Below are 23036 nucleotides of genomic sequence, written 5' to 3'. Positions count from 1 at the left end.
GCTCAGCCCCGGGTGAGCTTCTTGTGCGTGGCGCGGTGCGGACGGGTGGCGTCCGGGCCGAGCCGCTCGACCTTGTTCTTCTCGTACGACTCGAAGTTGCCCTCGAACCAGAACCACTTGGATTCGCCCTCGTACGCCAGGATGTGCGTGGCGACCCGGTCGAGGAACCAGCGGTCGTGGGAGACGACCACGGCGCAGCCGGGGAAGTCGAGGAGCGCGTTCTCCAGCGAGGACAGGGTCTCGACGTCGAGGTCGTTGGTGGGCTCGTCGAGGAGCAGCAGGTTGCCGCCCTGCTTGAGGGTGAGCGCCAGGTTGAGGCGGTTGCGCTCACCGCCGGAGAGCACACCGGCCGGCTTCTGCTGGTCCGGGCCCTTGAAGCCGAACGCGGAGACGTAGGCGCGGGACGGCATCTCGACCTGGCCGACGTTGATGTAGTCCAGCTCGTCCGAGACGACGGCCCAGAGGGTCTTCTTCGGGTCGATGTTGGCGCGGCCCTGGTCGACGTAGGAGATCTTGACCGTCTCGCCGATCTTGATCTCGCCGGAGTCCGGAGTCTCCAGGCCCTGGATCATCTTGAAGAGCGTGGTCTTGCCGGCGCCGTTCGGACCGATGATGCCGACGATGCCGTTACGGGGCAGCGTGAAGGAGAGGTCGTCGATGAGGACCTTGTCGCCGAAGGCCTTGTTGAGGTTGTTGACCTCGACGACGACGGAGCCCAGGCGCGGGCCCGGCGGGATCTGGATCTCCTCGAAGTCCAGCTTCCGCATCTTGTCGGCCTCGGCGGCCATCTCCTCGTAGCGCGCGAGACGCGCCTTGGACTTGGCCTGACGCCCCTTGGCGTTCGACCGCACCCACTCGAGCTCTTCCTTGAGGCGCTTGGCGCGCTTCTCGTCCTTCTTGCCCTCGACCTTGAGGCGCTCGGCCTTCTTCTGGAGGTAGGTCGAGTAGTTGCCCTCGTACGGGATGGCGCGGCCGCGGTCGAGCTCCAGGATCCACTCGGCCACGTTGTCGAGGAAGTACCGGTCGTGGGTGATGGCCACGACGGTGCCCTTGTACTTGGCGAGGTGCTGCTCCAGCCAGTTCACCGACTCGGCGTCGAGGTGGTTGGTGGGCTCGTCGAGGAGCAGCAGGTCGGGGGCCTCCAGGAGAAGCTTGCAGAGCGCCACGCGGCGCTTCTCGCCACCGGAGAGGTTCTCGACGGGCCAGTCGCCGGGCGGGCAGCCCAGGGCGTCCATGGCCTGCTCCAGCTGGGTGTCGAGGTCCCATGCCTCGGCGTGGTCCAGGTCCTCCTGGAGCTTGCCCATCTCCTCCATGAGCGCGTCCGTGTAGTTCGTGGCCATCTCCTCGGCGATGGCGTTGAACCGGTCGAGCTTGCCCTTGATCTCCGCGACGCCGTCCTCGACGTTCTGCAGGACGGTCTTGGACTCGTCGAGCTTCGGCTCCTGCATGAGGATGCCGACCGAGTAGCCGGGGCTCAGGAACGCGTCGCCGTTGGACGGCTGCTCCAGACCGGCCATGATCTTGAGAACGGTGGACTTACCGGCACCGTTCGGGCCGACCACACCGATCTTCGCACCGGGCAGGAAGCTCAGCGTCACGTCATCGAGGATGACCTTGTCGCCGTGCGCCTTGCGCGTCTTGCGCATCGTGTAGATGTACTCAGCCAAAGGAAACCGTCCGGCAAAGAGTGAGTGGGCAGATACACCCATCTTGCCGCACCGCCGCCCCCAGGCGGAAACCAGTACCGTCCGGCCGCTGCCCGGGGCGACCGTCGGCATGTCCCCGGCCCGCGACGCCGGTGTGTCCCGGCGTATCTCCGGGCGTCTTCCGGCGTGTCCCTGGGCGCATCCCGGCGCCCCTGGCGTGTCCCTGACGTGTCCTGGCGTCTCCCCGGCGTCTCCCGGCGCGTCCCTGGGGCGCCTCGGCCCCAGCTCGTCGTCCGGTCCGGGCCGGGCGGGCCGGCGTCGGTCGCGGGCACTGCGGACGTGCGACGGCCCCCGGACGTGCGACGACCCCGGACGCGGGAGCGTCCGGGGCCGTCCGTCACGGGGTGCGTTCACCCCGTGACGTCATGCCGTGCCGTGCTTACTGACCGGCGGCCTTGCGCTTGCGGAGGAAGAAGACCGCGCCGCCGCCGGCCACGACGAGCGCGACGGCGATGCCGGCGATCATCGGGGTGGCGTTGGAGCTGCCGGTCTCGGCCAGGTCACCGCCGGTGGTACCGGTGGAGGCGTCCGTGGTGGTGCTGGGCGCCGGGGTGGACGGGCTCGCCGAAGCGGTCTCGGACGGGGTGCCGGTGGACGGCGTCTCCGAGGGGGTCTCCGACGGGGTCTCGGACGGCTCCTCCGACGGGGTGCCGGTGGACGGCTCCGGGCTCGGGGCGGTCTTGCAGTCCAGGACGCCCTGGAACGACTTCGAGAAGCCGTTCGGGCCGGTGATGGTGAAGTCGTACGCCTCGTCCTCGCCGACCGGGACGGTCACGGTCTTGGACTCACCGGCGGCGATGGTGAAGGAGGTGCCCTTCACCTCGAAGGTCCAGTCCTCGTCGCCCTCGTTGGAGGCGGTGATGTCGAGGCCGCCCTTGGCGCAGTTCTCGGCGACGGTGACGGCCGGGACCGCACCCTTCTTCGCCCAGGCCGCGGTGACCTCGGCGCCGACGGAGGACTTGCTGCTGCCGGCCAGGATCAGGGTCTGCTCGTGGCCCTCGACGCTGCCGAAGACGCGGCCGATGGAGACCTCGGTCTCGGCCTGGAGGCTGATCTTGGTCGAACCGTCGGGGGTACCGGCCGGGACGTCCAGGAAGAGCTCGGAGTTGTTGCTCGCGGCGGTGACGGCCTGGCCGTCCTTGTCCACGACCTTGACGTTCGCCGGGGCGTCGGCGGGCAGCGAGACCTTGACGGTGCCGTCGGCGGCCGTCGTCGTCACCTTGACCGGGCCGAGCTTGTCGCCGGCCTTGCCCGCGACGGAGGCCGGGGCGGCGGCCAGGGAGACCTTGGGCTCCTCCTGGTTCGGGGCCTTGGCGCCCTCGGCGACCAGGTAGTCGGCGAGCGCCTTGGCCTCCGGGTCCTCCGGGGTGGCCGTGACGTTGTCGGAGTACTTCCAGATCGCGGCCTGGGTCGCCGTGGCGGCCTCGTCACCCGTCAGGGCGCCCACGCCGGCCTTGCCGGCGAGCGCGTTGAGGTCGTTCACCTCGGGGTACGAGTTCTGCAGGATCCAGCGGATCTTGCCCGCGTTCGGGTTGTTGCTCAGGGTCGACTTGTCCCAGTCGGTCTCGCGGTACTTCGTGCCCGCGTCGGTCGACGTCCACAGGTCGATGCAGTAGGCCGTGAGGGCACCGCCGCCGTCGACGGTCAGCTCGAAGAGACCACCGCGCTGCGTCGAGTTGCCCCGGTCGCTCTCGATCTTGATCTTGCCGGACTCGGTGAGTCCACCCAGCGTGGCGGCGGCGCCGGCGCCGTCCTCGGCCATCGCCGGAGCCGCGAGCGCTATCGCGCTGGACGCGACCAGGCCCGAGACCAGAGTCGCTGCGGCCAAACGGGCAGCACCGCGCCCGCGAACTGAAATCATTGCATTCCCCTCCGGGCGAGTCGCTCCGCGAACGTGATCGGTTCGCGTGGGGGGAGCGCCCGCCAGCAGACTCACTGACTCGATGGGCTCATGTGCCTCATGAGTATTCAGGGATCCTAGGGAGGCGGAAGACCTCCGTCCCCGGTCATACGACGAGATAACCATTCCGTCTCGGAATCGTTATACCCCCGGCGAGTTGGTCGACAAATCCCCACAACACAAGGTCAAGGGGCGGTTACCAGCTGGTGTGCGGCGGTCGTCCAGGGGTCCTTCCCGTCCGCCGGGACGAGTTCGGGAGCCCCCTCGCGATCCGTCAGGTCGCCCTCGCCCGCCCCCGGCGGAGCCTGCGCCCCGGGCCTCCCCTCGGTCCGCGTGGTGCGCCGGAAGGCCGAGGTGCCGCGGGTCAGGTCGTGGCCGACGGCAAGGGCGTCGATGTCGACGAAGGTCTTGCGCTGCCCGTCGCGCTCGTCCTCACGGACCTTCAGCCGCCCGTGCACCACCAGCGGTTCCCCCACGGAGACCGAGGCGGCCAGGTTGGCGCCGAGCGACCGCCAGGCCGAGACCGTGTAGAAGCTGGTGGGACCGTCGGCCCAGACCGCCCGCTCGCGGTCCCACCGCCGCGCGGACACCGCGAACCGGAAGCGGGCCACCGCCCCGGCGACCGTGTCCCGGTACTCCACCGCCGTCGCCACGTTCCCCACCAGCGTCACCGTCGTGTCGTTCATGTGCGTGCTCCTTCCGCCGCCGTCCTCCTGGTCGGAACCATGCTGACGGGGCAGCGGAAAGCCCGCCGGCGCCTGTGGACGACCGACGGGCTGTGGACAACTCGCTCACCCTCAAGGGCGAATTGCGACGGTTCGGCGCGCTATGCCGAGGAAGCGGGCCCTGCCAAGGGCAAGCGGAGCAAGGGCCCGCCCGATCCGCCGTGTCGGCGGAGCCGGGCGCCGTCCGCGTACGCCGGCTGGCCGTTGCCCGGCGTACGAGGACGGCTCCGTCGAGGCCCTCGCCGACGAGCCGGGCCCCGTCCGGTCCGCCGTACCGACCAAGCCGACCCCACCCTGTCCGCCGTACCGACGCAGCCGGCCCCCGTCCGGTCCGCCGCGCAAGCCGAGCCGGGCGCCGGTCCGCGTACGCCGTGCCGACGGAGCCGGGCGCCCGTTCCGCGCACTCCGTGCCGACGCACCCGCGCCCGGTCCCCGTCCCCCGCACTAGCGGAGCCGGGCTCCCGTCCGGGTCGCCCCCAGTCGGGGGACGGTGCCGCGCGGGCCCGTCCCGACGATCCGCGGCGAGGGCCGGGGCCCGGCCACCTTCGCGTACTGCTCGCGCACCTCGCGGTACCGCAGCAGCTCGGCCGAGACGGGGTCGAGGACCCGGGCCCGGCCGCAGGCGCCCGCGGCCTCCGCGAGCTTGCGTTCGGCCTCCTGCCCGTACCTCCGGGCCGGTCCCTTCACGGCGCTCTCGCAAGCCCACTCGACCAGCGGCCCGCCGACGATCCCGCCCACCATGACCAGGACCGGCGGCAGCAGCCCCGGCTCCACCACGCCCACGATCTGGGCGACCAGCCACAGCGCGCCGCACAGCTGAAGGAGCGTCATCAGGGCCTGGACGAGGACGGCGGCCGGCCACCAGGCGGGGCGGGGCGGCCGGGCGGCCGGGTCGCCGAGGGTCACCGTCAGCTCGTCCAGCGCTTCGGGCAGCCCCTCGGCACCGCGCGCCGCGGCCTCCCGCACGGCATGGGCCCAGGGCGCGGGGAGCCCCCGCGAGGCCTCGTCGGACACGATCCGCACCGCCTGCTCGACGCGCTGCCGGGCGGTCAGTTCGTCCTCGACGGGGGTCTCCGGGTGCGGGTCGGCGGAGCCGTGCGCGCGCTTGCGCTCGTACCAGCGGTGCATCCGCAGCCACGGCGAGCCGCAGGCGCGGATGGCGCCGCGCCGCCAGACCCGCTCGGCGGCCTCGCCCGCCGCCTGCGCGCCGACCGCGACGGCGAGCCGGCCCGCGAACTCCTCGCGGCTCCGCTCCCCGAGCCCCGACCTCCCGTCGGCGAGGTACGCGGGCCGCAGCCTGGCCGCCGCGGCGTCGATGTCGGCGGCGAGGCGCCGCTCGGGGGCGGTACGTTCCTGGACGAACCGGGCGAGGAGTTCGCGGAGTTCGGGCACGCCCTCGCCGGTGAGGGCGGAGACGGGCAGCACGGTGGCGCCGGGCTCACCGTGCTCGCCGAGGGCCATGCCGTCCTCGTCGAGGAGGCGGCGCAGGTCGTCGAGGACGAGTTCGGCGGCCTCGGCGCCGAGCCGGTCCACCTGGTTGAGCACGACGAAGGTGACCTCGGCGTGGCCGGCGAGCGGCCGCAGATACCGCTCGTGGAGGGCGGCGTCGGCGTACTTCTCCGGGTCCACGACCCAGATGACGGCGTCGACCAGGCCGAGCGCCCGGTCGACCTGGTCGCGGTGGGCGGTGACGGCCGAGTCGTGGTCGGGGAGGTCGATGAGGACGAGGGACTGGAGACCGGCGTCGGCGGCCCCGCCCGCGAGGGGGCGCCGCCGCAGCCGGCCGGGCACGCCCAGCCGGTCGAGGAGCCCGGCGGCCCCCTCCGACCAGGTGAGGGCGAGCGGCGCTGAAGTGGTCGGCCGGCGCAGTCCGGTCTCGGAGACGGCGACCCCGGCCAGGGCGTTGAAGAGGGTGGACTTGCCGCTGCCGGTGGCCCCGGCGAGGGCGACGACGGTGTGCCGGGAGGAGAGCCGCTGCCGCGCGGCGGCCTCGTCGAGCACCCGTCCGGCCTCGGCGAGGGCGGCGCTCTCGACCCGCGCGCGGGAGAGGCCGACGAGCTCGTGCAGGGCGTCGAGCCGGGCCCGCAGCCCGCCGCCGTAACTCCCCCCGAACCCCCGCAGGTCCTCCGCCTCGGCGTCCGCCGTGGCGTCCGCCGCGGCGGGCTCCTCGGGGGCGGCCCGCTCGGCGGCCCGCCGGGCGATCAGCCCGTCGTCCCACCGCGCGCGTCCGCTCGCTTCCGTCGGCTTCTCGGCCACGTCACTTCTCCTTCTGCAGTACGGAGAGCGCGGCGATCAGCTCCGCCTGCGGCTCGGGGGTGACGCCGAGGGCGTCGAGCGGCGCGAGGCGGCGGTCGCGCTCGGCGTGCAGGACGCGGTCGACGTGGGTGAGGACGAGGTCGCCGCCCTTGTCGCGCAGGCGCAGGGCGGCCTGGGCGCCGAGGAGTTCGGCGAGCCGTTCGCCGGCGGGCCGGGCGCGCCGGCCGCCGAGCAGGGAGGCGGCAAGCAGGGCGGCGACGGTCTCGGCGTCGGGGACGGCGGCGCGGGCGGCGCCGCGCCCGGCGGGCTTCTCCACGACCCGCACCTCGTCCTCGGCGAGTTCCTCCAGGACCCGCCGCCAGCGCCGTACCTCCAGGCCGATCCGCTCGGCCACCTCGCGGTCGGTGCCGGCCGGGACGCCGCGGAGGGCGCCCGCCGCGGGTTCGCGCCGGTGGACCTCTCGGATCGCCTCCTCCGCGGCGGAGACGGCGCAGTGGAGGAGGGCGGCGAGGGATTCGGTGAGGGCGTCGAGGAGTTCGTCGGCGGTGCTGTCGCGGGGGTAGGCGCGCCAGCGGGCCCGCGCGTCCCCGGCGAGGACGGCCCCCCTGCCGAGCTCCTTGCGGACCCGGGCGCCCTGCCGGCCGTAGGCGCTCTCGACGGCGCCGCCGAGGCGTACGGCGGCGGCGTACTGCGCGGCGACGGCGCCGGCCAGTTCGGGCAGGCGGGTGTCGAGGGAGTCGATGACGCCGGCGGCGGTCCGGGAGACGGCCTGCTGGCGCGCGGCGGGATCCTCGGCCCGGTGCGCGAGCCACCCCCGGAGCGCGGCGACGGCGCTCTCGGGCAGCAGCCCGCTCCCCCCGCCGGTGGACTCGGGCAGCTCGGGGATGGTGAAGCGGGGCACGTCCCCGAGCCCGGCCTTGTCGAGCAGCGCCTCGAACTGCCGGGAGACCTCGCCGATCACCTGGTGCGGCACCCGGTCGAGGACGGTGACGAGGGTGGCGTCGTACTCCTTGGCCGTACGGAGCAGGTGCCAGGGCACGGCGTCGGCGTACCGGGACGCGGTGGTGACCATCACCCAGATGTCGGCGGCGCACATCAACTCGGCGGCGAGCAGCCGGTTCTCGACGATGAGGGAGTCGATGTCCGGCGCGTCGAGGAGGGCAAGCCCGCGGGGCACGGTGCCGGAGGTCTCGACCCGGAGGGCGTTGTCCTCGGCGTCGCCGGCCTCGGCCGTACGGTCCTCGTCGGCCTGCGGGAGCCAGACGCGGGTGAGCTGCGGCAGCACCCGGAGCCCCGCGAACCAGTGCTGGTCCTCGGGGTGGCAGACCAGCACCGGCGTCCGCGTCGTCGGCCGCAGCACCCCCGCCTCGCTCACCCGCCGCCCGACGAGCGAGTTCACCAGCGTGGACTTCCCGGCCCCCGTCGACCCGCCGACGACGGCGAGCAGCGGCGCGTCGGGATCCTTCAGCCGCGGCACCAGATAGTCGTCGAGCTGCGCGAGCAGCTCGGCCCGGGTCTGCCGGGCGCGCGGCACGTCGGGAAGGGGGAGGGGAAGACGCACGGCCGCGACCCGGTCGCGCAGTGCGGAGAGTGCGTCGATCAGCTGAGGCCGTTCGTCCAAGGTCACCACATGCGAAGAATGCCCAATTTATGAGCGTTTTTGAAGCGTATTGCGGCCCTACGCGCCGAAGAAAGGAAGGGCGACCCACAGCCCGGGCATAACGAGTGCACAACACCCGCCCCCAGTGGCGTGAAAAGCGCTGCGCGAATCGCACCTGCCTGCGATTATCGGTTCGCTTCACCGAACCTCCACATCGTGCCACGCAGGTGAAGCACCAGGGCCGAGCCGCCAGGACCCCTATCCTTGTCCCGGCAGCCCCACCCCACCCACCAGGGCCACCAGGCCCGAGGCCACGACCGGCCCCCGTAGCTCAGCGGATAGAGCAGGTGCCTTCTAAGCACTTGGCCGCAGGTTCGAGTCCTGCCGGGGGCGCATGACGAAAGACCCTCCTTCGGGAGGGTCTTTTTGCTGGTCAGGGGTGGTTTTCGGTCAGCGGAGGAGGTGTCGGCCAGGGCACCTCCGATGGCTGGATCTGTACGGCTGGATCCGGTCAGAGACGGCCCTTGGCGGCTGGATTTCCCGAAAACTTCCCGAAGTTTCGGGGCCGCCCGCTGACCTGCCTCACTCCGGTCCGCGTGCTTTTCGTTGCCGTTGGGACCCCGGGTGGATGACGGTGAGCTGCCCTTCGACTCCGGCGGGCAGGCTTGAGCGCTGCACAGGGTGTGGCGAGGCGAGCGAGGAGGCGAAGACCGCGACCAGGTCATGCGGCGTACTGCCGCTGAAGGCCGCACACCACAGGTAGGCATCACCGACGCGGGGTTCGGCCCACGCCTGCCAGCCGAGTCTCCCGGGCCGCGGGTCGGCATCACGAACGAGCGAAGGCACTTCCTCCAGGGAGATTCCGGCCGTGAGTCCGGGGGCAAGAGCGGCGGTGCGCGGACGGTCGATGTCGCGGGCCCAGCCCTGGGCGCAGACCGCCGCCAGCACAGCCTCTGGGCTGTCGAAGCAGAAGGCCGGCTCCGTGTGGGCGTCGAGAGCGAGAAGGAAGTCGATCAGGGTCTCGTGGGGGACGCCGGCGGTGAAGTACGCGTTCCATTCCGGCAGGGTGCTGCCGGGATGCGACCGGGCGGAGATCTGCCAGGCAACCGGAAGGTCTCCCAGTTCGAACGAACAGGCGGCGCGCGTCCACTCGGCGCCGCACAGCCCGGTGGGGCTCGTGTAGAGGAGGGTGTCACGGGCGGTCGGCCACATCCGCCAGTCTGCGGCGGCGAGGGCCGCGCCGACCTGGTCAGCCAGGGCCTCGTCATCGCCCGCCAAGTGGCGAGGAGTGACCCAGTACGGAGGTTCGGGAGGACGGGAATCGCTGGAGTGTTGGGGGTACAGGGGCGCCTCCACGTGGTCGAGGGCTCGGGCGGTCGTCCACGTTGACATAGCCCCCGGGCCGTGACCAGTCCTTTCGCACTCTTCCCCGTCTGCCTCGGGCGAACTGGGCTCTTCTCCGGACCGCTGAAGAGGAGAGGGACTCACCAGGAGATCAGACGGCCCGCCGGTGTGTGCGTGAGCGTCACGCAGCCGATCCAGTCACCGCTTTCCGGGTACTCCCAGCTGTCCGCGTCGGTCAGGGCGTTCAGCAGTTCCTCGCGGGCGAGGGGCGGGCCGGGCTGGAAGCCGCTGCCTCCGCTCGGGGGCGTCCAGGGGATGACGCGGCACACGTCGATCCACCCCTTGTCGATCAGGGGAAGGAGTATGGGAACCAGCTCTCCAGGCGGCGCCGATGCGAGGGGTTCGTCCAGATCGCCGCGGACGCCCGGCAGGATGTCGATCTCAAAGGCGTTCAGCATGAATGCGCGCTCGGCGGCGGAGAGATCTTCTGGAGCGTTCACCCCGGGATCGTCACACGGCTAATGCCGGTGGCCACAGAGCCGTCCATTGACGGAAGCATTCGGCGCGGTCAGGGTCGGTGCATGGATTCCACCTCCGTGTCGCCCGCACATGCGGCAGCCTGGTCGAAGCTGCTGGAGACGTACTGTCCTCGGCCTGTAGACGAGCGGCAGGGGCCGCCGTCCCTGGGACGCCTGATCGAGGCAGCCGGCCGTGACACCATGCTCGGCGCGATGTACCCCTGGGTCTCGATGCAGCAGCTGAGTGTGTCTGGGGAGAACAGCTGGGAGGAGTGGGGACATGCGCCGCTTCCGGCGATGTTCGCCCGCCCCGACGGGTACGAGGTCGTGGGCCGCGACAGGCGGGGAGACATCGTCCGGCTGGCGACGCCCGACCCGGCGGAGGCCGTCGTGTTCGCGGCGGGCCTGGTGCACACCGATGGCGCCGTGAGGCCGGTGGAGCCGCACGCCTGGTCGTCCGAGGTGGAGCGGGTCCTGCGGGAAGCGGGCTGGTACCCCGGACGGGCCGTCGATACGGCGGGGTGGAAACAGCTACTGGAGCAGGACGGCTTCCGCTCCCATGACGCTGCCGAGGACTTCCTGCGCGAGTTCGGCGGGTTGGCGGTCGGGCACGGCGGTGCCGGCATCACCCGCGCCAGGGAGCCTTTCGACCTGGACCCGCTCTTGGCGCTGGGCGAGGCCGACCGGTTCGGCGGATGGGGCGAGGAGATCGGCCACCACCTCTTCCCGGTCGGAGAACTCGCCGGCGGCCACGCGTTCCTCGGGCTGGACGAGGACGGTGAACTGTACGTCGTCAACGACTGGCCGGCCCGATTCGGCCGTATGCCCGAGGCCATGGAGAACCTCGTTCTCGGCGTCATGCCCGTTCACATGCCGGAACCCAAGTCGACCGGGGTGCCCGAGTAGGCCGGGGCGCAGGGGAACGTCCCGCGCCGCCGGCACGACGCTCGTGGTCGTTCGTTCAGGACGCCGCGGCGTTCCTGAACGTGGCGAGGAGCGCCCGGGCGCGGCCCCGGAAGGCTTCGTCCTGGCGGATGATGCGGTTCTCGACTCCCGAGCGGACGACCCGGGGGTCGCCGTCTGCGAGGACTTCGAGCCGGCGCAGGTGGTCGTCGTTCAGGGCGGCGCGTCCGAGGGCTTCCAGGGCGTCGCAGGCCCCTGCCGGATCGGCGTCCCACTCGGCCGAGGCCAGGGCGGCGGAGGCGAGCGCGGCGTGGTCCAGGGCGGCAGGGTCCGCCACGGCTACGAGGGCCAGGACGACGGCCGGCGCCTGCACCGGATCGTCGAGGGCCGCTTCCAGCCTGGCGGTGAGCGGACGGCCGGCAGGGCCCAGGAGCGCGGCCGCCCGGGCGGCTCTCACCACCGCCCAGCGGGCCCACTGGCTCTGCGCGGCGCGGTCGAAGACCGACGCGAGGACGGCGACGACGGGTTCCGGGTCTCCTGTGACGCGCCACAGAGCTTCGGCAAGGGCCGTATCCGTGTCCAGCGCGGGCGTGGTGTCCTTGCCCGGGTCGCTGAGCGCCCCATGCAGGAGTGGAGCCAGAGCCGCTCCGCGGGAACCGAGTACGGCAGCGGTCCTGGCTGCGTCGCGCGGATCGCGGCCACCCCGGCCGAGTTCCTGTTCGAGGCATCGCAGTAGCGGCGCGGGTTCGCTCGTGAGGTCGTACAGGGCCTTCGCCGCCGGGAGGATGTCCCGTTGGGCTGCCGCACGCAGCGCGGCGACAGCCATGTCGCGATCCGCTGGAGCGCAATCTGCCGCGACGGAGACAAGGGCACGTGTGGCCTGGCCGGGAATATGGGGAACCGCTGCGCACAGCTCGGGCAGCGCAGCCGCCGCCTCGGCGCCCCACCCGGCCAAGAGACTGGTCAGCTGCCACGGTTCGTTGCCGCTGAGCGCCGCAGGCTGGGAGAGGCGGGAGCGAACGGCATCGCGGAGTTCCCTGTCGAACGGGAAAGCCGCGCTCTCCTCGTCCCACATTCCGGTCGCCGCGTCGAGGGCACGCGGGCGGCGCCCGAGGCCGGCGGCGAGGAACGGGGCAGCCTGCTCGGGTGCGACGAGCACGAATGCGGCCAGAGCACGGTCGGCGTGATCGTCCCCCCGGTCCAGGTTCCGTCCCGCGAGAGGGGCGAGCACGTCCGCAGCGGGTTCGGCGGCGCGGCCCAGCCGCGCCAGGAGAGACGCCATGTCCACCACTGCCTTGTCGTCGACAGCCGCCGCACACAGGCTCTCCGCCAATTGCTCCGGGGCACTGCGCGAGAGCATGCAGGCGCGGTCGGCCGCCCAGACGCCTTCGGCCCGAACCTCGGCCCGGCTGTCGCGCAGGGCCGCATCGACCAGGGCGAACGCCGCCTCCCGCGCCGGTCCGTGAGCCCGCCCCAGGAGGGCCTCGACGACGGCGGCCAGCGGCTCGCCGCGTTCGAGGTCGAAGTCGGAACGCAAGGAGTCGGCCGGCAAGAGCGACAGCATCGTCGCGTGCAGGGAATCAGACCACGGAGCGCCTGCGTCGAGGCAGGCGAAGAGGGCGGCCAGCCGCACCACGGCAGGCTGGGACGGGTCCAGGACGTAAACCGCCTCAGCCGCTCCACGCTCCGGGTCGAGCCGAGCGGTCGCGGCCAGGACCTCGGCCCGGACTGCGGGCTCGGTCTCCTCCGCCCAGCGGATCTCCAGGGCGGGCAGGACGGTTCTGCCGTCGCGAGTGTGCGAAACCGCCCAGGCGGCGGTCCGCCGGACGTCCGACTCGGCATCGGCCAGCAACGGCAGAAGCAACTCCAACTGCGCGGCCACGGCCGCCCGGACACCACCCGGCGCCACCCCGTACTCGTCCTCGCTCTCGGCCATGCCACCGAGCAGCCCGAGGACGTCAACCGTACGGTGGCCCGCCGCCGCGATCCTGGCGAGGAACGGCACCGCTTCCATGCTGGCCGCGTAGACCGTCCCCTGATGCAGCACGCTCCCGTACAGCTCCGACAGCGCTTCGGACGCCGCAGCGGCGTCCGTACCTGTAAGAGCCCGGAGCAGGTCGGGAACGTCTTCCGCGCTGCCGTACGCGTGGGAGGAAGATGCCCAGGGCACAGCGTCCAGGCCGTCGAGCGGGTGTGCGAGATTCATGCGGGGCATGGTGCCATCCGCCCCTGACAGAGCCTCCCGCAGCCAGCTGCAAGGCTTCTCGGGCACCTTTCCCGCTGGTCGCAGTAACCGGCCGCGTCACGCGACGGCATATCGGACCCAACGGCCTTCAAGGCGCAGCTCGGTCGGCAACGCACGATAAGCATCGCGCCGAAGCGTCACCGTGCGCGAGCATCTCTCGCCGAAGAGACTGCGGCACGAACAGGGCCGGCGCGCGAAGGCAACCGCGGACCGGGCAGGGACTGGGGCCCTTCGATGCGCTGCTGGAGTTCGGCGATCTGGCCGGTGATGCAGCGGGCGTAGGTGGAGAGCAAGACCGGGACGCTGTTGCCGGCCCAGTCGGCGACCTGGGCGGGCGGGATGCCGTTGTTGAGCCAGGTGGTCAGGCAGGTGTGGCGGAGGTCGTACACGCGCTTGCCGACGGGCGAGTCGTACTCGTGCTCGGGCAGGACGGCCTCACGGGCCTTGGCCCAGATGCGCCGGTAGACCGAGCCGGCCAGGAGGCCGCCCTTCTCTCCGGGGAAGAGCAGGTCACCAGGCTTGAGCTGCTCGCGTGCGATCAGGTCCCGAAGGCTCGCGACCAGGTCGGGGTGGACGGGGACGGTGCGGGTGTCTCCGGATGCGCGGCCCTTGAGGTTACGGGTCTCGTGGACCTCGCCGTCGTCGGTCCAGTGGCTGCCGACCTCGGGCTCGGCCGTGTGGACACGGAGCTCGCCCCAGCCGGCCGCGGGCAGAACGGCGTCCTCGACTCGCAGGGCGACCGCTTCCTCGGGGCGGAGGCCGGCGTAGTAGAGGGCCGCGAAGAACACGGTGAGCCGGTGGCCGGTGCGGGGGCGGCCGGCGATCCAAATGAGCAGCGCGGCCACCTGGTGGGGGTTGAGGAGGGAGCGCTTGTCGACGGCGCCGGAGGACTTCGGGGCAGCGTTGTCCTCCTTCCCCTTGGGCATGGGGTTGGCCCGGAGGACGTTCCGGCGGACGGCGTGGCGCAGGGCCACGTTCAGGATGCGGCGGTAGCGCTTGGCTGAGCTGGCGGCGGCCGGCGTGCCGTCGAGGACGGTGTCGAGGGCGTGGAGGACGGCGTCGACGTGTTTGGTGTCCTCCCAGGCGCTCATCGGGAGCGAGTTGCGGCGGATCCAGGCCAGGATCGCCCGGTACTCGGGCGGGGCCTCGTCCCGGCGGTTCTTGTTGAAGGCGTACTCGCGCAGCGCCTTGCGGACGTCGACGCCCTCGTACTGGACAGGTTCGGCCCGGAGGAGGGCGAGCGTGGCCTTGGTCAGGGCTTTGGCGGTGCTGATGCGGTTGTTCGCCGAGATGCGGGACCACTTCATGTCGACGTACTGGAGGGCGAACTCGTACCAGGTGATCTCGGTGGAGGGCGCGGCGTGTGAGGCCGGGCGGCCGGTGTCCAGGTCGAAGGGCTCGCCGTTGTTGGCGGCGACGAGCAGGGTGGCGCGGAAGGACTCGGCGAGCGCGCTCTTCTTGAACGTCTCGCCGTGTCGCCGGCCGTCGACCGACCAGCGGACGGTGTGGGTGGTGCCGCGCTTCCCCTTGTAGACCTCCGTCTTGTAGAAGCGGACCTTGTAGCACCGGTTGGTCACGCGGCGGCCTCACAGTCGGTGAGCCAGTTCTCCAGGTCGCTGCGGCGGACGCGCAGGCTGCCGTTCGGGAGTTTCACGCACTGGGGCGCGCGTCCCTTCTGGCGCCAGTCGTAGAAGGTAGACCGGGAAATCCGCAACTCTTCGCAGAGCTCGTCGACGGTGAGCTTTTCCTCGGAGCGGCGGGTGGCGGTTATCGGGGATCGACGCAAGGTGTCTCTTTCGGGAAATTGACATGGCTCTGGCGGGGACCGGACCTACGGGCGTTCCGGGATCCACAATGATCCGGAGAATCCCCGGTTAGGGAAACCGGGGATCGTCGGCTATATTTCGCCCACCCCGGCCGCCCCTGAGTGCGTAAGGGCGCCGGCGAGAAGGGTCTGCGGGGCGATTCCGAGGGCTGTGGCGATGGCTACGAGGTCGTCGATGTCGCAGCGGCGGACGGTGCGTTCGATGCGGGAGAGCGCGGTGAAGGTCATGGGCCGGCCCAGTGCGGTGACCCGGGCTGCGAGCTGGCGCTGGGAGTAGCCGCGGGCGGTGCGGGTGCGTTCGATGGCGTGGGCGGCGGCGTGTCCGGCGGGTCCGATGGCGAGGGGTCGTGGCGGCATGGGTGGTGTTGTAGCTTGCGCGCCGACCAGTCCGGAAGGGCATTCCTGTCTGCCGTGAGCGATGCCGATCGCGCGGTGATTTTCGGCGGTGATTTCGTCGACCGGGAATTCGCCTCTACAGTGGCCGGACCCGTCGGCACGACATGCCGGGGAGTTGCTCAGAATTCCTAGAAAAGTCTGGACTTCTGCGCACCAGGTGTGGCTGTGTTGGCCATGCACCCCGGCGACGCCGGATTCCCCTGCCCCCCTGAAAGGCGGTCGATCGCCATCGCCCGTATCCGCACCATCAAGCCCGAGGCGTTCTCGTCCGAGTCCCTCGCGGCGGTGTCCCTGTCCGCCGAGCGGACCTTCTTCGGACTGCTCACCCAGGCCGACGACCAGGGCCGGTTCCGCGACCAGGCAGCGGTCATCGCCGGCCAGCTGTGGTCGCTACGCCGCGAGCACGGGCCGGAGGCGGTCGAGGACGACCTCATCCAGCTCGACGACGCCGGGCTGATCTGCCGTTACGAGGGCGAGGACGGCAAGCGGTACCTGCACATCGTCACCTTCGCCAAGCACCAGAAGATCAACCGGCCCAGCGGCATCCGTACTCCCCCGTGCCCGCACCATGATCTCGGGGTGCCGCGTGAGCCCTCACCGCAGATGCGGGGAGCCCTCGCGGAGACTTCCGCGAGTCGTCCGGGAGGACTCACCGAGCCTTCCGTGACAGGACCGGAAGGGCTCACGGACCCCTCCGGGAACGGCGAATCCGCAGTTCAGAGCCGATTCCGTGAGCACTCACCGCAGCCTCACGGAGGACTCCCCGAACCCTCCCTGAGCCCTCACCGTCCGGATCTAGGACCTAGGAACAGGAATCTAGGATCTACCCCGTTGGGGGGCACAAGCGCCCCCGCGCCCGGCTCGGTCTCGGCGAAGGACCTGATCGGCGAGTACGCCGCCGCGTGCCCCCATCGCCCGCCGCAGGACGTGCTCAGTCACCTCGGCCGCGAGGTGAAGAAGCTCCTCGCCGAGGGCATCTCCCCGAACCACATCCGCGCCGGCCTCGACCGCCACCGCGCCAAGGGTCTGCACCCGAGCACCCTGCCCAGCCTCGTGCACGAGGCCATGAACGCCACCCCCGCCGCCGCTGCCCACCAGCCGTGGACCAACCCCGCCGACACCGCCGCTGCCTACGGAGGCGACCTCTGACCGCCACCGCCCTCACCCGCACTCCCCAGCAGCCCGCCCGGATCACCAGCCGACTCGGCGACATCCTGGCCCGGCGCGGCATCGCCCCCGACGCCGAGGCCCAGGAGCCGGCACCTGAGCCGGTCACCGCACTGGTACTGGCCGAAGGCCGTATCCCCGCCCGCTACCGCCACGCCCTCGCCGACCACCCCCAGGTCACCGCCTGGGTGGACGAAATCGCCCGCGCCGGGCGCACCGGCCCTGCCGGCGCACCGGGCATCGCGGAGGGACCCTCGCTGCGGATCGTCGGCCCGACCGGCACCGGCAAGACCCACCAGGCGTACGGCGCCATCCGCGCCCTGCTCGCCGCGGGGGTCCGCCTGCGCTGGGAAGCCGTCACCGCCGCCGACCTGTATGCCCGGCTGCGCCCACGCCCCGGGTTCGACAGCGAGCGCGACCTGCAGAGCCTGATGCGCTGCCCGCTGCTGCTCCTGGACGACCTCGGCGCGGCGAAGACCAGCGAGTGGACCGAGGAGCTCACCTACCGACTGATCAACCACCGGTACGAGCATCTGCGCCCCACCCTGATCACCACCAACCTCATCACCGAAGCCTTGCGCTCGGCCCTCGGCGACCGCGTCTCCTCCCGCCTCGCCCAGATGACCGAACGGGTCATCCTCGACGGCCCCGACCGCCGCCGCACAAAGCCCGTCGCCTGACCCCCGACGGCCCCCATCCGCTCCCCCGCACCGCCCTCGGAGAGTCCTGCCCGTGCCTGCCCCTGCCCCGATACGCCCCGCCATCGAGCAGCGAGGACGTCCCCTCCTCATGGGGATCACCCTGATCGCCGTCGTCGGCTTCGTCCTCTCCTACGACGCCCTGCGGCAGATGGCCGTCGCCGCCCACATCAGTGGACCGCTGACCTACCTCTTCCCTCTCATCATCGACGGCTTCATCGCCCTCGGCGTCACCGCCCTGCTCATCCTGCGCACCGCCCCGCTCCGCTCCCGGCTGTACGTGTGGACCCTCGTCACCCTGGCGACCGGCGCCAGCATCTGGGCCAACGCCCTGCACGCCATCCGCCTCAACGAACAGGCCCGCCTCCACCTCAACAACGCCACGGTCGGCGCCCTGTCCGCCATCGCCCCGCTCGCCCTCGCCGGCGCCGTCCACCTGTACCTCGTCATCAACCGCCACCTCACCGCCAACAAGGTGACGGCGGCGGAACCGCCAACCGCCAAGGCGCCCAGTGGCGGACCACAGCCGCCAGGCGCCACGTCCTCCGCCATTGCCACCGACCGCCACGCACCACCGGCCGCCAAGCCCGCACCGAAACCACCCATTCCGCCGGCTGCTTCACCTGCGGCCCCCGTCGCATCCGCCAAGGCGCCGGTCCCCACCACCGCGCCGTCGCCGAGGGCGACGCCAAAGCCCGGCGAGCGCAAGACAAAGGCCACCGACGCCTACCTCCTGCGGCTCGCCCGCCAGATCCACAGCGAGACGGGCCACGTCTCCCGAACCCCCGTCGAAAACGCTGCTCGCGCCCAAGGCTTCACCGTCGACAGGGCCCGCGCCAAAAGGGCTGTCGACGCCGTCATGGAGGAAGCGGCCACCATCAAGAACCTCGCCGTCACGCCCTGAAGCCCTCTCGTCCCGCACCTGCGCAGCACTGACTCCAAGGAACCCCCGATGTACGACGACCACACCGAAGCACCCACCCACCTGCAGATGACCGCCGGCCCTGCCCCGGGCGGAGCAAGTTGGAGGTTCGGACACTCCCCCGTCGGGGGTGCGTCCGAACCCGTGCCCGCCCCGGGGGTGACGGGCACCCTCCCGCTCCAGGGGGCGCGGGAGGGAGGCGCTGCGGCCGAGGGCGGACCGCAGCCGGTGCGGCGTCGCCGGGGCAAGTCCCGCGTACGCGCTCGTACGCAGCGCCGCGCGCACAGCGTCCGCCTCAGCGATGCCGAGCACGCGACCGTTGCCGCCGGCGCCGAAGCGGTCGGCATGAGCGTCGCCGGCTTCCTCGCCCACAGCGGACTCGCCGCCGCCCGCGACCTCGACCGCACCGCAGCCGCCATCGCCACCCGCCAGGACGCTCTGACAGCCCTCTTCGCGCTCCGGCGCCAGCTCGGGTACGCGAACAACAACCTCAACCAGGCCGCCCACGCGCTCAACAGCGGCGCCTACCCCGGCGGTCTGGAGGACACCATTGCCGCCGTCCGCCATGCCGTCGACGAGGTCCGCCACGTCACCGCCCGCCTCACCGACCCGAACTCCGAAGGCACCGCCGCTTGATACCCCGCATCCACAAGCAGGGCCGCAACACCGTCCGTCTGCTCGCCTACCTCTACGGCCCCGGCCGCCGCGAGGAACACACCGACCCCCACCTCGTCGCCTCCTTCGACGGCCTCGCCCCCGACCCCGGCCGCGACCCCAGCGTCACTCTCGCCGACCTCGCCCAGCTCCTGGACGAGCCCCTGCACCTCCTCGACGAAGATGCCCGCCCCACCACCCACGTATGGCACACCTCCGTCCGCGCCGCCCCTGGCGACCGCACTCTCACCGACGCCGAATGGGCGGATGTCGCCCGCCGCGTCATCGCCGCCACCGGGATCGACCCCGGCGACGGCGCGGGCTGCCGCTGGGCAGCCGTCCGCCATGCCGACGACCACATCCACCTCATCGCCACGCTCGTCCGTGAAGACGGCCGCCGCCCCGACCACCACCGCTCCGCCAAGCGTGCCCAGACCGAATGCCGCCAGATCGAAGTCGACTACGGCCTCCACCGCGTGGCGGCGGGGGACGGTACCGCCGCCACGCGGCCCACCAGCGCCGAACGCCACAAAGCCGCCCACCTCGGCCGACAGCGCACCCCACGCGAGAAGCTGCGCGAGGAAGTCCGCCGCTCGGTGGCCGGCGCAGCCAGTGAGGAGGAGTTCTTCGACCGCCTCGCCTCGGCCGGTCTACTCGTCCGGCGGCGCATCGCACCCTCGGGCGACACCCTCGGCTACACCGTCGCCCTCCCTGATGACCGCAACGGCAAGGGCGAGCCGGTCTTCTACTCCGGTTCCAAGCTCGCCCCAGACCTCTCGCTGCCCCGGATCCGTGAACGCTGGACCACATCCGCGGAAGCCCTCTCCTCGGAGCCCTCCCAGCCGTGGGTGACCGGGCCCGCGTCCGCACGCCGACGTGCCACCACGGCCGCCTGGCAGGCCCTGCTCGTCATCGACCACGGCGACGACGGTGTCATCGCCGCGCAGATCGCCGCCGCAGGGGAGGTCCTGGACGCCCTCGCCAAAACCTCTGCCGTCCACACCCGCCACGAACTCCAAGCCGCAGCAGCCGCCTTCGAACGCGCCTCCCGCTCCCACGTCCGCGCCGCACGCGGCCACGATCACGCCTTGCGCCAAGCCGCCCGCGACCTCGTGCACAGCGGCCCGACCCTCGGCCGGGGCGAGGACGGCGCCACCACCGCAATGGTCATCGACATGCTGCTCTTCCTGACCACCCCCGCCGCCCACTGGCACGCCAGGAAGCAGCACTTCCAGCAGGCCGAAGCCGCCCAGCGGACCGCCGCGCACCTCCGCGCCGCCTATCCCGCCGCTGCCGACCTCCCCATGGCCTTCCTCCACCAGCGGGGCAGCCGTCTGACCCCTGCCTGGCAACGCCATCACGCCGCCACCCTGCGCCAAGCCCTGCCCGAGTTGGCCGACCAGGTCCTCGCCGAACGCGGATGGCCCGCCCTCGCAGCCACCCTCGACGAAGCCCGGACCACCGGCCACAACCCCACCGCTCTGCTGGTGCAGGCAGCCGCTCGGAGGGAGCTGGACACGGCGGAGCGCATGAGTGACGTGCTCGTGTGGCGGCTACGACGGATGGCCGACCTCCCCGCCGATCCCCAGAACTCCCGCAGCACGCATGGACGAGGCAGCGCTGCCGCCTCCTCGCAGCAACGTGCGGCACACCTCGACGCCAGGACCTCGAACAACACCCGAAGGCAGCGCTGACCCGCGAAACGAGGCGGAAAGATAGCCCAGAATCGCCGGTTAGCCTAACCGGCGATTCTCCCAACAATTGACCTTCCGACCAACCCCCGGAAGGAATCCCGCATGCCCCCGTCCGAAGCACGCCCCGAGATCGTCGCCCTGCTCTGCGACGCGAACTTCCAGCACTTCCGCGAAACCGGCCCCTGGTCCCATCGAAACGGCCGCCCCTTCACCCAGGAGGAACGAGAAGCGGTCTTCAAGGCCACCCGTGCCGACCTCGAAGAGCTGAAGTCCCAGCACTCGCGCTACCTGGAGTACCTCCGGACGCACGAGGAAGCACCCGAAGCCATCCAGCGTTTCCTCGCCCCGTTCATGGAACAGCTCGACGAGAAGAACCTCGGCAACGCCCACGCCCTCATGACGGAGGACGAACGAGCCGAGTTCGACCGCCTGCTCAAGCTCATGATCGAACCCGCTCTCCCCTTCACCCCGTACACCTTCTGACCAGTCACAAGGAAACCTCCATGCCCACCCCTTCCCCCGCACCCCGCCCCCACGTCATGGCCCTGCTATTCGACACGGACTTCGACCGACCGTGGGGCACCCGCACCTTCCATCATCTCGACGGCCGCCCCTTCACCGACGAAGAGCAGGCAATCGCCGATGACGCGACTCTCGAAGAATTCCAGGCCGCCGGCGTTCGTATCCACGACCCCGAAGCAGGAACCGAAGCCAAAGCAGCCCTCACCGAACTCGCCAAGCTGATCTATTCCTACGCCCTGGACCATCACATGGCCCTCGTCCAGTTCATGACCCACGAGGACATGCTCGAATACGACCGCCTGTGCGGCATCGTTGCCGCAGGCGCCGATTCATGACCCAAGAGAAATAGCAGGAACGGGCCAGATCCTCCATGCAAACAACCAGCCGGTGGCGGGGGTCTTCCCTGCCACCGGCTGCACACTGTCCGCCGCCGTGCCGAAGTCCAGACCACGCGCCCCTGCGCACTTGCGTGCGCCGCTCCCCCCTTCCGTACGGTCCAGCTGATGGCGAACCGCCCTCGCACACCGTGAAGGAGAGCTGTTGAAGCCGACCGAGGAAGTACTCCAGGACCTGGCCCAGCCGTCGAACATCTCCATTCACTCCGACGACGCACTCATCGGCAAGGTGGAAGCTGCCATCACGGCGGACAACAAGAAGCGGAAGGAGAACGAGGACAAGCCGCTTCGCCGAAAGCCCGCCCTCGTCCCGATCCCGTCGACGGAGCTGCCCCGGCAGTTCGAAGTGACCCTTTGGGACGTCCTCCACACCCTCGCCCGGGCCACCGCCCTCTCGTGGCGTGGCGCGGGACGGGGACTGGCGGAGCACTGGGGCGCGCTGAAATACACCCAGGCCCTGGCCGGCGGCAGGGACTCCTTCCTCGGTCTCACCGACGAGGGCCACCGCATCGCGGACCACTACAAGTCGCTGCAGTCCGGCGAGCTCGGCATCGGCTTCGCGCTGACCCTCGCGGAGCACGTGCTGCGCAGCCGCTTCCCCGACCATTCGGTGACGATCGTCCCCGCCGACACGGTGTTACGCGCGGGCTGGGCCCTCACAAGCAGGGACAAGGGCGAGAAGGTGAAGTACCGCTACCGCCCGCAGTACTTCGCCGAGGTCTGGCGTCCTGGCGAGCCGTCTCTCGTCATCCCCCTCGCCTGCAAGGGCAACCACGGCGACGCCGCCACCTCCGCCGACCAGCTGGCCTCCGCCTCGGCCCACGCCGAGGCGGTCCACATCGGCGCGTGGAACGAGACCCCCGGCCTGCTGTTCAGCACGCAGCTCCCGACGGACGGCGGCACGATGACCGTCCACGCCCTCCAGGCACCCGGCAGCGGCGGACGGCTGTCCCCCGCGGAAGGTCGTGAGCCGAACCTGAACGCACCGCCGTTCCAGGCGAACGTGATGCCGGACATCCACCCGCCCACCGAGGGCCTGGTAACGCCGGAGCCTGTACGGGGCTGTCATGTCCAGCCGAAGGACTACGCCTGGTTCCAGGAGTCCCTGGCCCACACCACCGCGGCGGGCCTCATGGCGTTCACCGGCTCCGGCCACGCCACCGCCCGCCACCTCACCGACCGGCAGGGCCGCAAACGCTTCACCGGTCTCGAACACGCGGCCGCCATGAGCATCCAGGACGCCGCCCACACTCTCTTCGGCACCGCGTACGTCGGCACCGACCACGTCTTCCGCCTCAATGGCCCCCGCATCGAGGCGTTCTCCGGTGTGGACGAGGAGGTCTTCCGACTCCTCGCCAGGGGCGACGTCGAGGAGTACCGGGCCCTCGTCCACGCCGGCTGCCACGCCCGCCCCCACCTCAGCTACGACAAGGATTGGGGTGGCCCGGTCTCCGTCCATGCCGACGGATCGGTCCTCGCTCTGCGGCTGCTGCCGGGACAGGAGGAGGAGCCGCGTCCGGGCTCCTCCCACTGACGGAGACCCGCCCGATCCTCTCCGTCCGACGA

20 protein-coding genes and 1 tRNA gene are annotated in these 23036 nt (G+C 71.4%); 10 read left to right on the top strand and 11 right to left on the bottom strand.

Annotated features, from left to right (window positions below; genetic code table 11):
- Positions 1-2: 2 nt before the first annotated feature.
- From ettA to ACFYT9_RS01295, 5 genes are all read right to left on the bottom strand, one after another.
- Entirely contained in the window at positions 3-1667 is a 1665-nt protein-coding gene (gene ettA, locus ACFYT9_RS01315; protein WP_387272362.1) for an energy-dependent translational throttle protein EttA, read from the bottom strand.
- Between the two features lie 418 nt (positions 1668-2085).
- Positions 2086-3567, bottom strand: coding sequence for a Cys-Gln thioester bond-forming surface protein (locus ACFYT9_RS01310; protein WP_389160172.1), 1482 nt, complete (start codon positions 3565-3567; stop codon positions 2086-2088).
- Between the two features lie 224 nt (positions 3568-3791).
- Positions 3792-4292 (bottom strand): single-stranded DNA-binding protein, encoded by a 501-nt coding sequence (locus ACFYT9_RS01305; RefSeq protein ID WP_376600758.1) that lies wholly within the window; start codon positions 4290-4292, stop codon positions 3792-3794.
- 483 nt (positions 4293-4775) lie between these two features.
- A complete protein-coding gene (locus tag ACFYT9_RS01300) occupies positions 4776-6587 on the bottom strand; it encodes a GTP-binding protein (RefSeq protein ID WP_389160170.1) in 1812 nt (603 codons plus the stop codon).
- 1 nt (position 6588) lies between these two features.
- The gene (locus ACFYT9_RS01295; protein ID WP_387272368.1) at positions 6589-8208 is read right to left on the bottom strand and encodes a dynamin family protein; all 1620 of its coding nucleotides are present in this window, start codon (positions 8206-8208) and stop codon (positions 6589-6591) included.
- 299 nt (positions 8209-8507) lie between these two features.
- Here ACFYT9_RS01295 and ACFYT9_RS01290 point away from each other — a divergent pair.
- A tRNA-Arg gene (locus ACFYT9_RS01290) sits at positions 8508-8580 on the top strand.
- A 189-nt stretch (positions 8581-8769) separates the two neighbouring features.
- On the opposite strand, the gene ACFYT9_RS01285 is transcribed toward ACFYT9_RS01290, so the two are convergent.
- The gene (locus tag ACFYT9_RS01285) at positions 8770-9543 is read right to left on the bottom strand and encodes a DUF317 domain-containing protein (RefSeq protein WP_150228244.1); all 774 of its coding nucleotides are present in this window, start codon (positions 9541-9543) and stop codon (positions 8770-8772) included.
- Between the two features lie 128 nt (positions 9544-9671).
- The gene (locus ACFYT9_RS01280) at positions 9672-10031 is read right to left on the bottom strand and encodes a hypothetical protein (protein ID WP_150228245.1); all 360 of its coding nucleotides are present in this window, start codon (positions 10029-10031) and stop codon (positions 9672-9674) included.
- 81 nt (positions 10032-10112) lie between these two features.
- Here ACFYT9_RS01280 and ACFYT9_RS01275 point away from each other — a divergent pair, with 81 nt between their 5' ends.
- Positions 10113-10955, top strand: coding sequence for an SUKH-3 domain-containing protein (locus tag ACFYT9_RS01275; protein ID WP_389160168.1), 843 nt, complete (start codon positions 10113-10115; stop codon positions 10953-10955).
- A 55-nt stretch (positions 10956-11010) separates the two neighbouring features.
- Here ACFYT9_RS01275 and ACFYT9_RS01270 read toward each other — a convergent pair whose 3' ends face one another.
- The 4 genes from ACFYT9_RS01270 to ACFYT9_RS01255 form a co-directional block, all read right to left on the bottom strand.
- Positions 11011-13158 (bottom strand): hypothetical protein, encoded by a 2148-nt coding sequence (locus tag ACFYT9_RS01270; RefSeq protein WP_389160166.1) that lies wholly within the window; start codon positions 13156-13158, stop codon positions 11011-11013.
- Between the two features lie 176 nt (positions 13159-13334).
- On the bottom strand, positions 13335-14774 hold the full coding sequence (locus tag ACFYT9_RS01265) for a tyrosine-type recombinase/integrase (protein WP_389160164.1): 1440 nt from the start codon (positions 14772-14774) through the stop codon (positions 13335-13337).
- Complete coding sequence (locus ACFYT9_RS01260) at positions 14771-14983, bottom strand: helix-turn-helix transcriptional regulator (protein ID WP_376600540.1); 213 nt, start codon at positions 14981-14983, stop codon at positions 14771-14773. Before ACFYT9_RS01260 ends, ACFYT9_RS01265 begins: the two co-directional genes overlap by 4 nt.
- Positions 14984-15094: 111 nt before the next feature.
- A complete protein-coding gene (locus ACFYT9_RS01255; RefSeq protein WP_359713135.1) occupies positions 15095-15379 on the bottom strand; it encodes a helix-turn-helix transcriptional regulator in 285 nt (94 codons plus the stop codon).
- Positions 15380-15646: 267 nt separating this feature from the next.
- Between ACFYT9_RS01255 and ACFYT9_RS01250 the strand changes: the two genes are divergently transcribed.
- The 8 genes from ACFYT9_RS01250 (at position 15647) to ACFYT9_RS01215 (ending at position 23004) form a co-directional block, all read left to right on the top strand.
- A complete protein-coding gene (locus ACFYT9_RS01250) occupies positions 15647-16567 on the top strand; it encodes a hypothetical protein (protein WP_359713301.1) in 921 nt (306 codons plus the stop codon).
- Positions 16564-17265 carry an ATP-binding protein gene (locus ACFYT9_RS01245; protein ID WP_359713304.1) on the top strand — a complete coding sequence of 234 codons (702 nt, stop codon included), beginning with the start codon at positions 16564-16566 and terminating at the stop codon, positions 17263-17265. The genes ACFYT9_RS01250 and ACFYT9_RS01245 overlap by 4 nt, the downstream gene beginning before the upstream one ends.
- A 109-nt stretch (positions 17266-17374) precedes the next feature.
- A complete protein-coding gene (locus ACFYT9_RS01240) occupies positions 17375-18187 on the top strand; it encodes a DUF2637 domain-containing protein (RefSeq protein ID WP_359713138.1) in 813 nt (270 codons plus the stop codon).
- Between the two features lie 48 nt (positions 18188-18235).
- The gene (locus ACFYT9_RS01235; protein WP_362175730.1) at positions 18236-18841 is read left to right on the top strand and encodes a plasmid mobilization protein; all 606 of its coding nucleotides are present in this window, start codon (positions 18236-18238) and stop codon (positions 18839-18841) included.
- Positions 18838-20553 carry a relaxase/mobilization nuclease domain-containing protein gene (locus tag ACFYT9_RS01230; protein ID WP_389160161.1) on the top strand — a complete coding sequence of 572 codons (1716 nt, stop codon included), beginning with the start codon at positions 18838-18840 and terminating at the stop codon, positions 20551-20553. Before ACFYT9_RS01235 ends, ACFYT9_RS01230 begins: the two co-directional genes overlap by 4 nt.
- Before the next feature lie 102 nt (positions 20554-20655).
- On the top strand, positions 20656-21036 hold the full coding sequence (locus tag ACFYT9_RS01225; protein WP_389160159.1) for a hypothetical protein: 381 nt from the start codon (positions 20656-20658) through the stop codon (positions 21034-21036).
- Positions 21037-21056: 20 nt separating this feature from the next.
- A complete protein-coding gene (locus tag ACFYT9_RS01220) occupies positions 21057-21410 on the top strand; it encodes a hypothetical protein (protein WP_359713150.1) in 354 nt (117 codons plus the stop codon).
- Between the two features lie 205 nt (positions 21411-21615).
- Entirely contained in the window at positions 21616-23004 is a 1389-nt protein-coding gene (locus ACFYT9_RS01215) for a hypothetical protein (RefSeq protein ID WP_359713153.1), read from the top strand.
- The last annotated feature ends 32 nt before the right edge of the window (positions 23005-23036 follow it).

The sequence above is a fragment of the Streptomyces sp. NPDC004435 genome, assembly GCF_042873895.1.
GTDB lineage: Bacteria > Actinomycetota > Actinomycetes > Streptomycetales > Streptomycetaceae > Streptomyces.
Note: the sequence above shows the minus strand (reverse complement) of the source record. Positions and strands in the feature narration are given on the sequence as shown.